This window comes from Stenotrophomonas sp. RIT-551 (assembly GCF_026241915.1).
Taxonomy (GTDB): Bacteria; Pseudomonadota; Gammaproteobacteria; order Xanthomonadales; family Xanthomonadaceae; genus Stenotrophomonas; species Stenotrophomonas bentonitica_A.
Genome location: NZ_JAPJIU010000012.1, coordinates 1 through 14,235, shown reverse-complemented (window position 1 = coordinate 14,235; position 14,235 = coordinate 1). Strand labels below are relative to the sequence as shown.

The window sequence follows — 14,235 nt, the reverse complement described above, 5'->3', positions numbered from 1 at the left end:
TGGGGGGAGTGATGGGCTTGTCGGGACTGCGAAGGCTGCTGCAGAGCGTGCTGCTGTGTCTGGCCATCGCCGCGATGACCGGTCCGGCGTTTGCCGGACCCGCCCATGTCCTGGTGCTGGGACGGATCAGCGACGACCCCAGGTCACACTATGCGCAGCTGCAGCCCCTGCTTGATTACGTGATTCCGCGCCTGCACGACGTCGGCATCACCGAAGGCCGGATCCTGATGGCGCGCGATACCCAGCAGATGGGCAGCTACCTGCGCCGCGGCCGCGTGGACTGGGTGACCGAGACCTCCGGCACCGCCGTCGCATTGGGGCTGCGCAGCGGTGCCAGGCCCTTGCTGCTGACCGAACGCAGCGGCGTGCGCGAGTACCGCACCGTGTTCTTCGTGCGCCGCGACAGCCCCATCCAGACGCTGGAAGCACTACGCGGGCACACCCTGGCCCTGCAGAACACGGCCTCCACCAGCGCCTATCTGGTGCCGGTGATGACCCTGTTGCAGCACGGCGAGACACCGGAGATTCTCTCCTCGCTGGGCGATGTCGCCGCCCCGGACACCGTCGGTTACGTCTTCGCACGGTCGGAAGCGAACATCGCCACCTTCGTGCACAAGGGCCTGGTGGATGCCGGTGCGGTGAGCAGCGTGGACTGGTCTGATGGCAAGCGCATTCCGGCCAACTTCCTGCGTGATTTCCGGGTCATCCATCGCACCGAACCGTATCCGCGTGCGGTGGAGATGGTGCGCGAAGGGCTGGATCCGAAGGTGCGCGACCGGCTGCAGCAGGTGCTGCTGGATGCCGCATCCGATCCCCAGGCGCAGCCGGCATTGAAGACATTTTTTGGTACTTCCGGGTTCCACCGGGTGGATGCGCAGATGCAGCACCGGCTGGATGAATTGAAACAAGGCTTGACGCGCGTGCGGATGGAAGTGGAATGAGTCGCTTGGGTTCGGGAATGCAGGCCCGCTTCGTGCTGGCGATGGGCGGCGCGATGCTGGTCGTGGTGGCGATCGTGGCCGTGGTGCTGGGGCGCCAGGCGACGATGCAGGACGAGGTGCAGCATCTCAGCGGCACGGTCATCCATGACCTGTTCGACCGCAGTGTGCGCAGCCGTGGTGAAGCACTGGCCCGCGAGTTGTCCGATGCGCTGGCCAACCCGCTGTACTACAACGACCTGGAGCAGGTCGGGGCGCTGGTGCGCAACACCTCCCGGCAGCAGGTGGTGCGCTATGTGCTGGTGTTCGACGAGAACGGCCGGCTGATCCACGATGGCACGGTGGACGTGCTGGAGTTCGGCCAGCCGATGACCGACCCGCTCGCCGCCGGTGCCGCCGGCGCGCGCGAGCTGGTGGTCCAGCAGTCGCCCAAGGTGCTCGACAACGCGATGCCGATCATGATCGGCAACCAGCGGATCGGCGGAGTGCGCGTGGGCATGGCGCTGGACGATGTGCAGGCCATGGAGCAGCAGGCCAACCAGACCCTGGGCGACCGCCTGCAGCAGGTCGGCAAGCGACACCTGGGCTGGCTGCTGCTGATGCTCGGGCTGCTGGTCGGGATTGGTGCGGTGGTGATCATCTACGTGCAGCGCACCCTGGTGACGCCGATCCGCTGGCTGGCCGGGGCGGCGCGCCAGATCGAGGCCGGTGACTACACCCTGCAGATGCCGGAGATCCGGCGCCAGGATGAAGTCGGTGAGCTGATGCGTGCATTCGGTCGGATGAGCCAGGCGATCGCCCGGCACGACCGCGAAGTGCGGCACATGGCCTATACCGATGCCCTGACCGGGCTGACCAACCGGCTGGCATTCCGCGAGGCGCTGGACCACCGGCTGATGGCCGCGCGGGCCTCCGGCCACCGGCTGGGCCTGCTGTTCGCGGACATGGACGACTTCAAGCGCGTCAACGACACGCTCGGCCACGAGGCCGGCGACGAGGCGCTGCTGCAGTTCGCCCAGCGCATCAGCGCGGCGGTGGCCCAGGCCGGTGGGGACGAGGCGCTGTTGGCGCGCTTTGGCGGCGATGAATTCGTGATCCTGATCGGCGAGGGCGATGTCGCCGCCGGCGCCCGCGAACTGGCCGAGATCCTGGTGCGCGAACTGGGCAAGCCGCTGGTGGTGCAGGGCCGGGAGCTGTTCCTGGGCTCCTCGATCGGCGTGACCCTGTTCCCCGATGACGCTGCCGACGCCACCACGCTGCTCAAGAACGGCGACATCGCGATGTACCAGGCCAAGATGGCCGGCAAGAACTGCTACCGCTACTACAGCCGGGCAATGGACCATGCGGTCGAGCGCCGCGTGCACATGGAGCAGGAGCTGCGCGGTGCCTGGGAGCGGGGCGAGCTGCGGCTGGCCTACCAGCCGATCTTCCGCACCCGCGACCGCCGCATGGTCGGCGTGGAAGTGCTGCTGCGCTGGCAGCACCCGACCCTGGGCACGATCCCGCCGTCGGTCTTCATCGAAGTGGCCGAGCAGAGCGGGCTGATCGAAGTGATCGGCCCCAAGGTGCTGCGCGCGGCCTGCACCGAGGCGGTGCAGTGGCCGGTCGGGGGCGATGGGGAAGGGCTGTTCGTTTCGGTCAACGTCTCCCCGCGGCAGTTGCGCGGCGGCGAACTGCCCACGCTGGTCGCCGACTGCCTGCGCGACACCGGCCTGCCGGCCTCGCGGCTGCACCTGGAGCTGACCGAAACGGCGGTGATCGGCGATGAAATGCTGGCCGCCGCCCTGCTGGACAAGCTGCACCGGACCGGTGTGAAGGTGTGGCTGGACGATTTCGGGACCGGTTTCTCCGGCCTGAGCCATCTGCGCCAGGTGCCGGTGGACGGGGTCAAGATCGACAAGAGTTTCGTGGCCGACATGCAGCGCGATGCGGACGACCTGGCCCTGACCACAGCCATCATCGCCATGGCCCATGCCCTGGGGATCACCGTGGTGGCCGAGGGCATCGAGCAGGAAGTGCAGTTCGACCTGCTGGCCCAGCGCGGCTGCGACCTGGCCCAGGGTTACTGGCTCAGCCATCCGGTCAGCGCGACCGATGTGGTGCAGCTGCTCGAATCGGGCAGTTGATCAGACCGGGCGCTTGCTGCTGTCGCCGGAGATCTCGCGGACCAGCTTGGGCACCAGGTAGCCGGACAGGCGCGCGGTGAGCTGCGCATGCAGGTCCTTGGCGGTGTCGTCGGCCACTTCGAAATGGGCCACGCCCTCGACCCGGTCCACCTGGTACAGGTAATAGGGCAACACGCCGGCGGCGAAGCTGCGCTCGCTCAGTGCCTGCAGCGCCTGGATCGAATCGTTCACCCCGCGCAACAGCACCGCCTGGTTGAGCAGGGTGGCACCGGCCGCGCGCAGGCGCGCCATCGCGGCATCCACCGACGCATCGAACTCGTTGGCATGGTTGGCATGGATCACGAACGCCACCGGCCACGGCAGCGACGCGATCCACTGCACCAGTTCGTCATCCACGCGTTCGGGCAGGACCACCGGCAGGCGGCTGTGGATGCGCAGCCGGCGCAGGTGCGGAATCTGCTTCAGCGCCGCGGTCAGCTCGACCAGCTTGTGCGTGGCCAGCGACAGCGGATCGCCTCCGGACAGGATGACCTCATCGATGTCCGGGTCCTGGGCGATCGCGTCCACCGCATCGCGCCAGCCCTCGCGGGCGGCGTTCTCGGTGCCGTAGTCGAAATGGCGGCGGAAGCAGTAGCGGCAGTTGATCGCGCAGCTGCCGGTGGTGACCAGCAGGGCACGGCCGCGGTACTTCTGGATGACCCCGGTGGCCTTCTTGGCCGCACCGTCGCCGACCGCATCCAGGCTGAAGCCGGGCACGACCTTCAGCTCGTCGGTGATCGGCAGAACCTGGCGCAGCAGGGGGTCATGGCGGTCGCCGTGGCGCATCCGGGCCGCGAAGCCCTGCGGTACGCGCACCGCGAACTGGCCGGCCGCCTCATCCGAGACCCCCAGCGCCACCGGATCCAGCCCCAGCTGCCGCAGCAGCTCGCGCGGGTCGCGGATCGCCTCGCGCCACCGTTGCTGCCAGCGGACGGGGGCGGCCAGGGGCGTGGCGGAAAGCTGCATGGAATGGGGGCCTGCGGTTATCATGTGGGTCAGAAATATCGAGTCACCCCACCGGTGTCGGTGGGATTTCCCATTCTATCCGGCTCGCCGCGCCTGCGCGGCGTTTGCCCATTCAGGAGTTTCAGCATGGCCACTGTTGGCATGAACGACGTCAAGAACGGGATGAAGATCCTGGTCAACAATGAACCAGCGGTCATCACCGAGACCGAATACGTCAAGCCGGGCAAGGGCCAGGCCTTCACCCGCATGAAGTACCGCTTCATCAAGTCCGGCCGCGTGGTCGAAATGACCATGAAGGCGACCGATGACGTGGAGAAGGCCGACGTCGTGGATACCAACATGGACTTCATGTACAGCGACGGCGAGTTCTGGCACTTCATGGACCCGGAATCCTTCGAGCAGGTCCAGGCCACCAAGGCCGGCATGGGCGGCGCGGAGAAGTGGCTGAAGGGCGAAGAGTCCTGCATCGTCACCCTGTGGAACGGCGAGCCGATCTTCGTCCAGCCGCCGAACTTCGTCGAGCTGAAGATCACCGAGACCGATCCGGGCGTCCGTGGCGACACCTCGGGCGGCGGCGGCAAGCCGGCCACCCTGGAAACCGGCGCGGTGGTCCGCGTGCCGCTGTTCGTCAACCAGGATGAAATCATCAAGGTCGACACCCGTTCGGGCGAATACTCCGCACGCGCAGGCAAGTAATCCGGGTACGCGGCAGCGCATTCGCGCTGGCGCTCCCACGATCCGCGCTGCGGATCGTGGGCCCCGACTCACCAGCACCCATACCCCGCCGCTTCGCGGCCGCCCCTGACTCAGGGGCCAGTCCTCCAGAAGCATCGCGGTAGCCGTCCAGTAGGGGCCGGTCTTCTGAAGGTTCGAGGTAGGCCCTGCCGCAGGCTGACCTGTTTCTCCAGCAAAGTGAGTCCGCATGACCGACACCGCCCGCATTCCCGAAACCTGTGACCTGCTGATCGAAGCCGGTTACGTGGTCCCGATCGAACCGCATGCGGTGGTGCTGGAAGACCATGCCGTGGCCGTGCGTGGCAGCGAGATCATCGCGATCCTGCCGCGTGCCGAAGCACGCGAGCGCTTTGCGCCGAAGCAGACCGTCTCGCGCCCGGAGGCGGCGCTGATGCCGGGTCTGGTCAACGCACACACCCACAATCCCATGACCCTGCTGCGGGGCGTTGCCGACGACCTGCCGCTGATGGTCTGGCTGCAGCAGCACATCTGGCCGGTCGAAGCGGCGGTGATCGGGCCGGAGTTCGTGGCCGACGGCACTACCCTGGCGATCGCCGAGATGCTGCGCGGCGGTACCACCTGCGCCAACGAAAACTACTTCTTCTCCGACGTCCAGGCCGCCGTCTACAAGCAGCACGGGTTCCGTGCGCTGGTCGGTGCGGTGATCATCGATTTCCCGACCGCCTGGGCCAAGACCGACGACGAGTACTTCGCCAAGGCCGGCGAGCTGCACGACCAGTGGCGCAACGATCCGCTGATCGGCACCTCGTTCGCGCCGCACGCGCCGTATACCGTCAACGACGCCAATTTCGAACGCGTGCGCATGCTGTCCGACCAACTGGACATGCAGGTGCACCTGCACACGCATGAAACCGCGCAGGAAATCAGCGACTCGCTCAAGCTGCACGGCCAGCGCCCGCTGGCGCGCCTGGACCGGCTGGGCCTGGTCAACGACCGCCTGATCGCCGTGCACATGACCCAGCTGACCGAGGCCGAAATCCACCTGTGCGCCGAGCGCGGCGTGAGCGTGGTGCACTGCCCGGAATCCAATCTCAAGCTGGCCTCCGGCTTCTGCCCGGCCTGCGCGCTGCAGCGTGCTGGCGTGAACCTGGCGATCGGCACCGACGGCTGCGCCAGCAACAACGACCTGGACATGTTCAGCGAGAACCGCACTGCGGCGATCCTGGCCAAGGCCGTCGCCAATGACGCGACCGCGCTGGACGCGGCCACCACGCTGCGTGCGGCCACGCTTGGCGGCGCCCGCGCGCTGGGCTTCGGTGACCGCATCGGCTCGATCGAAGTCGGCAAGCAGGCCGATCTGGTCTGCGTGGACCTGTCCGCACTGGAAACCCAACCGCTGCACCATGTGCTCTCGCAGCTTGTGTATGCCGCCGGCCGCCATCAGGTCAGCGATGTCTGGATCGCCGGCCAGCCCAAGCTGGTCCAGCGCGAACTGGTCGGCATGGACACCGCGGCGATCGTCGCCAACGCGCGCCAGTGGCGCGAGCGTATCCGACACATCCGTGCTTGATGCACCAAGGATCCCCATGAACACCCCCCATGCGTCCACCAATTTCGATCAGGCCGAACTGGACAAGTTCGCCGCCCTCGCCAACCGCTGGTGGGACGTCGACGGCCCGCAGAAGCCGCTGCATGCCCTGAACCCGGTGCGCCTGCAGTACGTCGCCCGGCGCGTGACCCTGCGCGGCGCCCGCGTGCTCGATATCGGCTGCGGCGGCGGCCTGCTCAGCGAAGCGCTGGCCAAGGAAGGCGCGGACGTGACCGCGATCGACCTGGCCCCGGAGCTGGTCAAGGTCGCACGCCTGCACGGGTTGGAGACCGGCGTTACCGTCGACTACCGCGTGCAGGCCGCTGAAGACCTGGCCGCCGAACAGCCGGGCAGCTTCGACGTGGTCACCTGTATGGAAATGCTCGAGCACGTGCCGGACCCGGGCGCGATCATCGCCGCCTGCCACCGCCTGCTCAAGCCCGGCGGCCAGCTAATCCTCTCCACCGTCAACCGCACCCCGGCCGCGTTCGCCGTGGCGATTGTCGGCGCCGAGTACGTGGCGCGGTTGCTGCCCAAGGGCACCCACCACTACCAGGATTTCATCAAGCCGGCCGAGCTGGGCAAGTGGCTGCGCGAGGCCGATTTCAACCTGCGCGATGTCAGCGGCATGGCCTATGAGCCGTGGCGCAACCGTGCCCGCCTGAGCACGCGCACCGACATCAATTACCTGGCCCACGCGGTCAAGCCGGACGACGTCGCACGTGTCTGAGGCCGGTTTCCCGCCGGCGGTGCTGTTCGATCTGGATGGCACCCTGCTGGACAGCGCGCCGGACATGCTGGCCACCGCCAATGCGATGCTGGCCGCCCGCGGGCGCGCGCCGATCACCCTGGACGCGCTGCGCCCGGTGGTCTCCAAAGGCTCGCGTGCGATGGTCTCGGTGGCGTTCCCCGCGCTGGGGCAGGTCGAGCGCGATGCGCTGGTGCCGGAGTTCCTGGAGCGCTACGAAGGCCTGATCGGCCAGCACGCCGTGTTGTTCGACGGCATCGCCGGCATGCTCGAGGCGCTTGATGCGGCCGGCTGTGCCTGGGGCATCGTCACCAACAAGCCCGAATACCTGGCCCGGCTGATCGTGCCGCAGCTGGGCTGGGAACAGCGCTGCAAGGTGCTGATCGGCGGCGATACCCTGGCCCAGCGCAAGCCGCATCCGCTGCCGCTGCTGGTCGCCGCCGAACGCATGGGCATCGCCCCGGGCACCTGTGTCTATGTGGGCGATGACGAGCGCGACATCGTCGCCGCCAACGCCGCCGGCATGGCCTCGGTCGCCGCGTTGTGGGGCTACCGGCTGGACGCCGACGATCCGCTGGCGTGGGGTGCCGACACCCTCGTCGCACTGCCCGAACACCTGCAACATGCCAAGGCGTGGCCGCTTCCGCGCACGCTCTAGCCTTTCAAGGAATACATCGTGAGTACTTCCAGCGCCCTGGACAGTTTCCTGGACAAGTGGCGGACCCGCTGGCCCGAGTGGCAGGTGGCCGAACGCTTCGTTCCCGAGCGCCAGCGCACCCTGGTGGTGGCGTGGTTCTCGCTGCTGCAGGAGTTCGACGACATCCTCAATACCGCCGGCGACCCGATGCCCTCCGACGCCAAGCTGGCGTGGTGGGGCGAGGAACTGCGCAGCTGGTCCGTGCAGCGCTCGCGCCATCCGCTGGGCCGGGTGCTCGAGCCGGTCCGCGCGCCGTGGGCGCAGCTGGCAGATACCCTGCCGGACCTGATCGAAGCGCGCGCGGTACCGGTTGATCCGGCCCAGGCGCTGCGGTCGTTGCAGGCCTATGCGGCCGCAGTGGCCGCGGTGGAAGCGGTGATGTTCCAGACGCCGGCGCGTGGCGATGTCGCCACGCCGGTGCTGGTGCAGACCCTGGCCCAGCGCCTGCACGAGAGTGGCGTCGCTGCCATTCCGCGTTCGCTGCTGGCCGAGGACGACAGCGCCGCGCCACGCCGGTGGGCGCAGCAGCTGCTGGCGAAGTGGCCAGCCCGGGTCGCAGGCCCGCGCCCGCGCCGTCTGTACGCCGCCCTGGCGCGCGCCCGGCAGAAGACCTGGGCGCAGGACCGCCAGTACCAGGCCACGCCGATGCGTACGCTGTGGCTGGCCTGGTGGGGGGCGCGCGGCTGACTGTTTCTGTTGGGTGCGGACCTTGGTCCGCACGCTCTGTGCGACCGTGCCGACCAGGATCGGCACCTACCACAGCGTTACTTCCGTTCCAGCACCAGCAGCGGATCGATGCGGGTATCGAACCAGTTCATGCCCCAATGCAGGTGCGGCCCGGTCGCGCGGCCGGTCGCGCCCACGGCGGCAATCACCTGACCCTGTTCAACGCGGTCGCCGACCTTCACGTCGATACGCGACAGGTGCAGGAAGTTCGAGCTGATCCCGAAGCCGTGATCGAGCAGCAGCGTGCCACCGGTCAGATACAGGTCGGGGCCGGCGAAGGTGACCACGCCCGCCGCCGGTGCCTTCACCGGGGTGCCGGTCGGCACCGCGATGTCCATGCCCGAATGGCCTGAGCCGGGTTGCCCGTTGTAGACGCGCGCATTGCCGAAGCGGCCGCTGATCCGGCCCTGGACCGGCCAGATGAAGGCCTGTGCGAAGTCGGCGCGGTTGTCATCGCGGGCACGCGCGGCGGTGACCTGGGCCTGCTCACGCTTGATCCGCTCGGCGATCGCCGGGGGCGGATTGACCGTTTTCGGCGGCACGCCGTTGACGCGCTCGGTCGGCCAGTCGCGCGGGGTGACCGCAATGCTGACCGTCTCGCTGCCGCCGTCCGGGCGCGTCACCTGCACCTGCAGCGGGCCCTTCTCATCGCGGCCGATGCCGAACACCACGCTGCCGTACCCGCTCACGCGCAGGGTGCGGCCGCCGTACTGCACGACGCTGCCGGCCGGCACCTTGCCGATCACCATCGCGCCCTGCGAGGCGCTGGCCGGGAACACCACGCGCGCCTCGGCCTGGGCCATGACGGGCGAGGGCAGCAGACTGCCCATCGCCGCGACGCCGGCGGCCGCCAGGGCCGCACTCAACACCCGTGCCCGCATCAGCGGTCGAAGCTCATGCGCTGGCCATTCGGCGAGCCCACCAGCTTCTCGCCATCCCATGCCAACTGCCCGTTGACCCAGGTCGAGGCGATGCGCGAGCGGAAGGTGGTGCCCTCGAAGGGCGACCAGCCGCACTTGGAGAGCACGTCTTCACGCTTGACGGTGAAGGGCACGTCCTCGACCAGCACCAGATCGGCGAAGTAGCCCTCGCGCAGGTAACCGCGCTGGCTGACGTCGAACAGCTGCGCCGGGGCATGCGCGAACTTCTGCACGACCTGGGTGATCTCCAGCTTGCCTTCGTGCACCAGCTCCAGCGCGGCCACGAGCGCGTACTGCACCAGCGGCAGGCCGGACGGCGCCTGTGCATAGGGCTTCTGCTTCTCTTCCCAGGTGTGCGGCGCATGATCGGTGGCGAGCACGTCGATCACGTCATCGGCCACGGCGCGGGTCAGCGCCTCGCGGTCGCTGGCTTCCTTGATCGCCGGGTTGCACTTGATCAGGTTGCCCAGCCGCGCGTAATCGCTGCGGTCAAAGCGCAGGAAATGGATGCAGGTTTCGGCGGTGATCTGCTTGCGGCTGCCATCGGCGCGGATCAGCGGGCCACGTTCGAACAGGGCCAGCTCATCGGCGGTGGAGATGTGCAGCACGTGCAGGCGGGTGCCGTGCTTCTTCGCCAGCGACACGGCCAGCTCGGAGGACTTCAGGCAGGCCTCGCGCGAGCGGATGTCCGGGTGCTGCTCGGCACTGAGGGCATCACCGTACTTCTCGGCGTACTCCTTGGCCTTGGCGTCGATCATAGGCGTGTCTTCGCAGTGCGTGATGATCGGCGTGGGCGCATCGCGGAAGATCGCATCGAGCGTTTCCGGGTTGTCGACCAGCATGTTGCCGGTGGAGGCACCCATGAAGACCTTGATGCCCGGCGCCGTCTTGGGGTCCAGCGACTGGATGTGGGCCAGGTTGTCGTTGCTGGCGCCCATGTAGAAGCCGTAGTTGGCGCGCGCACGGCCGGCGGCGGCATCGTACTTGGCCTGCAGGATCTCGGCATTGAGCGTGGGCGGGCTGGTGTTGGGCATGTCCATGAAGCTGGTCAGGCCCCCGGCGACGGCCGCGGCCGATTCGGTCGCGATGTCGCCCTTGTGGGTCAGGCCGGGCTCACGGAAATGGACCTGGTCGTCGATCATGCCGGGCAGCAGCCAGCGGCCGGCGGCATCGACCACGGTTTCGCCCGGACGGGCGTCCAGGCCGGGGCCGATCTGCGCGATGCGGCCATCTTGGATGCGCAGGTCGCCCTGGGTGATGGTGCCTTCGTTGACCAGGCGGGCGTTGACGATGAGCGTGGAGGACATTCAGTGTTTTCCTGTGCAGCGGCAGGCGGCGTCGTGCGCGGCGCGCGGCGGCACCTCGTCGATACCGCCGGGGTGGAAGGGATGGCAGCGGCCCAGCCGGCGCGCGGCCAGCCAGCTGCCGCGCGCGGGGCCATGGGTGGCGATGGCTTGCATGGCGTATTCAGAACAGCTGGGCATGAAGCGGCAACGCGGCCCCAGCAGCGGGCTGATGAAGCGCTTGTAGAAGCGCAGCAGGGCGATGAGCAGGCGTGAGATCACCCCCCAATCTTATTCCAGTTGGCATGAAGGCCGCATTTGTCGCAGGATGGGGCGTTGGACCCGTCCGCACCCACGCGCGCGACGGGCCGCCCCGGCGGTGTCGCCGGGTCAGGTACCGAACTGCGCACGTCGGCCCGCCAGCCAGGTGGACCGGTCGCACGCCTTGCGACTCCGGGGCTGAACGGAGTAGGCGGTGTGGTTGCTGCTGCTGGTCGGGTAGGCTATAAAGGCCCGCTTTCCCGGGCCCCGGGGAATCCAAGGAAGAGCGTTTCGTGGCTGCTAAAAAAACTGCAAAGAAGGCCGTCAAGGCCGCCAAGAAAACCGCCAAGCCTGTTGTAAAGAAGTTGGCGGCCAAGTCCGTTGCCAAGAAGCCGGCCGCCAAGCCGGCGGGCAAGCCTGCATCCAAACAACCGGCTGCCAGGACGGCACCCGTCAAGAAGGCGGCCAGCAAGTCGCCCGCCAAAGCCGTCAAGAAGGCGGTCGCCAAGAAGCCTGCTGCCAAGACGGTGGTGGCCAGGAAGACCGTCGCCAAGAAGGTCGTTGCCAAGAAGTCGACGGTCGCCAAGCCGGTTGCCACGCCCGCCAAGCGCGCGGCGGGCAAGCCGGTAAGCAAGGCGCCCATCAAGAAAACCGCTGCCAGCAAGACGGCGGCCAAGAAGACCGTGACGCCTGCTGCCGCCAAACCGGCATCCAAGCCGGCACCGGCGAAGAAGACCGCGGTCAAGCAGGCACCGGCCACGCCGGTGAAGGCCAGCAAGACCGCCAGCAAGCCCGTGGCATCCAAGCCGGCCGCCAAGCCGGTTGCAGCACCCGTAGTGAAGTCCGCACCGAAGCCGGCATCGCCGGCCCCGGCCAAGTCTGTCCCGGCCAAGAGCGCGGCCAAACCTGTCACCCCTCCGGCCTCCGCGCCGGCGCCGGTCGCAGCCACCCCCGCCTCCAAGGCCCCGCAAAACAAGAATCCCGTGCCCGTTTCGAAATCGCCTGCAAAAACCCCCGCCAAGTCCGAGTCCGCCCCCAAGCCCGTGTCCCGCCCGGTCGGCAAGGTCGCCGTTGCCGTGGCAGCGCGTTCGGCCGCCCCGGCCCCGCGCACCAAGGTGAAGGTGGTGGAATACAAGACTGACGAAGCCACCGGTCGTCCGATCCTGCCCGACGGTTACAAGCCGAGCGCGGAAGAGGAATACATGAGCCCGCTGCAGCTGGAGTACTTCCGCCAGCGCCTGCAGCACTGGCGCAATGATCTGGTCGAGGAATCCAAGCAGACCATCGCGAATCTGCAGGAAGAAGTGCGTGATATCGGCGATGAGGCCGAGCGCGCCACCCGCGAGACCGAGAACTCGCTGGAACTGCGTACCCGTGATCGTTACCGCAAGCTGATCGGCAAGATCAACAGCACGCTGAAGCGTCTGGAAGACGGTGACTACGGTTTCTGCGTGGATACCGGCGAAGAGATCGGTCTGGATCGTCTGGAAGCCCGTTTGACCGCTGAGCGCACGATCGATGCGCAGGAGCGTTGGGAGCACCTGCAGAAGCAGCAGGGCGACTGATCGCGCTGTTGGTTGTGCTGTTCTACGAAAAACCCGGCTTCGGCCGGGTTTTTTTTGGCCAAATCCTCAATGCAGATCGCGCAGATTCAACCGACGCAGCGTCGGATTCTTCCACGCCGTGATGCCGGCCACGCTCAACACCGCAAAGCCCCCCAGCACCACCGCCGGGACCAGCCCCAGCAGCTTCGCCATCGTGCCCGCATAGAACGCGCCCAGCTCATTGGACGAACTGATGAAAATGCCATTGATCGACGACACCCGCCCGCGCATCTCCTCCGGCGTCGCCAACTGCAGAATCGTCGAACGCACGACCACCGAGACACCATCGAAGGCACCGTAGAACAGCAGGATCGCCGCCGACAACCAGAAATTCGACGACAACCCGAACCCGATCACGCACAGCCCGAAACCGGCCACCGCGAACAACAGCACGCGCCCTGCATTGCGCTGCAACGGGCGACGCGCCAGCCACAGGCCCACGCACACCGAGCCCAGCGCCGGCGCCGCGCGCAGCACGCCCAGGCCTTCCGGGCCGTGGTGGAGAATCTCGTGCAGGAACGCCGGCAGCATCGCCACCACCCCGCCGAGCAGCACCGAGAACATGTCCAGCGCCATCGCCCCGACCATGATCCGGTTGCCCAGCACGAAGCGGCCGCCCTCGGCGATGCTCTTGAAGATCGGCGCCGCCGGGCCCGTATGCACCGGCTCGGAGACACGCAGCGCCGCCAGGCAGCCCAGCGCGATCAGCGACACGCCGACCGCCACGCCGTAGGCCACCCCCTTGCCGCCCCAGGCCACCAGCACGCCGCCCAGCGCGGGGCCGGCCACCATGCCCGCCTGGAACACCACCGCGCCCAGGCCCGCGCCGCGCGCGTACTGGGTGCGCTCCAGCACACGGGCGAACAGCGCGTTGTAGATCGGCGAGAGGAACGCGCGGACCATGCCGGTCAGTGCGATCGCCGCGTAGATCGGCCACACCCCGTGGAACGGCAGCCAACCCTGGGCCACCGCGGTGAGCACCAGCGCGGTCATCACCAGCCCGCTGCAGGCGACCATGCCCAGCCGGCGGCGGGGCAGGTGGTCGACCAGGTAGCCGGCAAATGGCGCCACGCAGAAGAATGGCAGTACCTCGGCCAGGCCGATCAGGCCCAGCGAGAACGGATTGCGGGTGACTTCGTAGATATGCCACCCGACCGTCACCGCGACGATCTGGTAGGAGAGCATCGCGAAGATGCGATACGCCAGCACCAGCGAAAAGCCCGGGCGGGCCAGCAGTTGCAGGGCGCTGTCGGGCTCCTGCGGATCGGCGGAGAGCGTCACGACTGCGCTTGCGCGGTGTCGCGGATGAAGGCCAGCATCGCCGCCACGCCGTTGCTGCGGGTCGGCGAGAGGTGACGCGACAGCCCGATGTCCTGGATGTAGCTTGGCTCGGTGGCCAGGATCTCGGCAGCGGAACGGCCCGAATACACGCGCAGGGCCAGGTAGATCAGCCCGGAGACGATCGCCGAATCACTGATCGCGTGGAAGCGCAGGGCCTCGGCGTTGCCCTCCGGCACGATCCAGACCATGGACTGGCAACCGAGCAGGCGGTGCGCTTCGGTTTTCCATTCTTCCGGGAAGGCGGGCAGCTTGCGGCCCAGGTCGATCAGGTACTGGTAGCGCTCGGACCAGTCACCGAAGAA

At 67.9% G+C, this 14,235-nt stretch carries 14 protein-coding genes; 8 read left to right on the top strand and 6 right to left on the bottom strand.

All coding sequences use genetic code 11. The features are described from left to right. The first annotated feature begins 17 nt into the window (after positions 1–17). Entirely contained in the window at positions 18–941 is a 924-nt protein-coding gene (locus ORK51_RS13895) for a phosphate/phosphite/phosphonate ABC transporter substrate-binding protein (protein ID WP_429000679.1), read from the top strand. Beyond that, on the top strand, positions 938–3,064 hold the full coding sequence (locus ORK51_RS13890) for a putative bifunctional diguanylate cyclase/phosphodiesterase (protein ID WP_070425552.1): 2,127 nt from the start codon (positions 938–940) through the stop codon (positions 3,062–3,064). The genes ORK51_RS13895 and ORK51_RS13890 overlap by 4 nt, the downstream gene beginning before the upstream one ends. On the opposite strand, the gene epmB is transcribed toward ORK51_RS13890, so the two are convergent. Next, complete coding sequence (gene epmB / locus ORK51_RS13885; RefSeq protein ID WP_019182819.1) at positions 3,065–4,069, bottom strand: EF-P beta-lysylation protein EpmB; 1,005 nt, start codon at positions 4,067–4,069, stop codon at positions 3,065–3,067. It lies immediately after the preceding gene. A 126-nt stretch (positions 4,070–4,195) separates the two neighbouring features. Here epmB and efp point away from each other — a divergent pair, with 126 nt between their 5' ends. The 5 genes from efp (at position 4,196) to ORK51_RS13860 (ending at position 8,485) form a co-directional block, all read left to right on the top strand. After that, positions 4,196–4,765 carry an elongation factor P gene (gene efp, locus ORK51_RS13880; protein ID WP_019182820.1) on the top strand — a complete coding sequence of 190 codons (570 nt, stop codon included), beginning with the start codon at positions 4,196–4,198 and terminating at the stop codon, positions 4,763–4,765. Positions 4,766–4,991: 226 nt separating this feature from the next. Continuing rightward, a complete protein-coding gene (locus ORK51_RS13875; protein ID WP_070425551.1) occupies positions 4,992–6,335 on the top strand; it encodes a TRZ/ATZ family hydrolase in 1,344 nt (447 codons plus the stop codon). A gap of 16 nt (positions 6,336–6,351) precedes the next feature. After that, a complete protein-coding gene (gene ubiG / locus ORK51_RS13870) occupies positions 6,352–7,083 on the top strand; it encodes a bifunctional 2-polyprenyl-6-hydroxyphenol methylase/3-demethylubiquinol 3-O-methyltransferase UbiG (RefSeq protein WP_266085235.1) in 732 nt (243 codons plus the stop codon). Next, positions 7,076–7,759: a phosphoglycolate phosphatase gene (locus tag ORK51_RS13865; RefSeq protein ID WP_070425549.1), complete on the top strand. Its 684-nt coding sequence runs from the start codon at positions 7,076–7,078 to the stop codon at positions 7,757–7,759. Before ubiG ends, ORK51_RS13865 begins: the two co-directional genes overlap by 8 nt. 18 nt (positions 7,760–7,777) lie before the next feature. After that, on the top strand, positions 7,778–8,485 hold the full coding sequence (locus tag ORK51_RS13860; RefSeq protein WP_070425548.1) for a squalene/phytoene synthase family protein: 708 nt from the start codon (positions 7,778–7,780) through the stop codon (positions 8,483–8,485). Between the two features lie 77 nt (positions 8,486–8,562). Here the strand turns inward: ORK51_RS13860 and ORK51_RS13855 are convergent, their stop codons facing one another. From ORK51_RS13855 to yidD, 3 genes are read right to left on the bottom strand one after another with little or no spacing between them, the layout of a single operon-like run. Continuing rightward, positions 8,563–9,405 (bottom strand): M23 family metallopeptidase, encoded by an 843-nt coding sequence (locus ORK51_RS13855; RefSeq protein ID WP_266085231.1) that lies wholly within the window; start codon positions 9,403–9,405, stop codon positions 8,563–8,565. After that, positions 9,405–10,751: a dihydroorotase gene (locus ORK51_RS13850; RefSeq protein ID WP_266085229.1), complete on the bottom strand. Its 1,347-nt coding sequence runs from the start codon at positions 10,749–10,751 to the stop codon at positions 9,405–9,407. The genes ORK51_RS13855 and ORK51_RS13850 overlap by 1 nt, the downstream gene beginning before the upstream one ends. Beyond that, on the bottom strand, positions 10,752–11,009 hold the full coding sequence (yidD, locus tag ORK51_RS13845) for a membrane protein insertion efficiency factor YidD (protein WP_019182827.1): 258 nt from the start codon (positions 11,007–11,009) through the stop codon (positions 10,752–10,754). It lies immediately after the preceding gene. Between the two features lie 272 nt (positions 11,010–11,281). Here yidD and dksA point away from each other — a divergent pair, with 272 nt between their 5' ends. Then, complete coding sequence (gene dksA / locus ORK51_RS13840; protein ID WP_261997016.1) at positions 11,282–12,553, top strand: RNA polymerase-binding protein DksA; 1,272 nt, start codon at positions 11,282–11,284, stop codon at positions 12,551–12,553. A 66-nt stretch (positions 12,554–12,619) separates the two neighbouring features. Here the strand turns inward: dksA and ORK51_RS13835 are convergent, their stop codons facing one another. Both ORK51_RS13835 and ORK51_RS13830 read right to left on the bottom strand, forming a co-directional pair. Next, complete coding sequence (locus ORK51_RS13835) at positions 12,620–13,873, bottom strand: MFS transporter (RefSeq protein WP_046273203.1); 1,254 nt, start codon at positions 13,871–13,873, stop codon at positions 12,620–12,622. Then, positions 13,870–14,235: SufE family protein (locus ORK51_RS13830; protein WP_266085226.1), on the bottom strand; the 366-nt coding region annotated here is incomplete at its 5' end. The genes ORK51_RS13830 and ORK51_RS13835, both read right to left, overlap by 4 nt.

Excerpts from the sequence above, each read along its gene's own strand:
- ORK51_RS13890 (WP_070425552.1), top strand. The coding sequence starts at position 938 with ATGAGTCGCTTGGGTTCGGGAATGCAGGCCCGCTTCGTGCTGGCGATG.
- epmB (WP_019182819.1), bottom strand. The coding sequence starts at position 4,069 with ATGCAGCTTTCCGCCACGCCCCTGGCCGCCCCCGTCCGCTGGCAGCAA.
- efp (WP_019182820.1), top strand. The coding sequence starts at position 4,196 with ATGGCCACTGTTGGCATGAACGACGTCAAGAACGGGATGAAGATCCTG.
- ORK51_RS13875 (WP_070425551.1), top strand. The coding sequence starts at position 4,992 with ATGACCGACACCGCCCGCATTCCCGAAACCTGTGACCTGCTGATCGAA.
- ubiG (WP_266085235.1), top strand. The coding sequence starts at position 6,352 with ATGAACACCCCCCATGCGTCCACCAATTTCGATCAGGCCGAACTGGAC.
- ORK51_RS13855 (WP_266085231.1), bottom strand. The coding sequence starts at position 9,405 with ATGCGGGCACGGGTGTTGAGTGCGGCCCTGGCGGCCGCCGGCGTCGCG.
- ORK51_RS13850 (WP_266085229.1), bottom strand. The coding sequence starts at position 10,751 with ATGTCCTCCACGCTCATCGTCAACGCCCGCCTGGTCAACGAAGGCACC.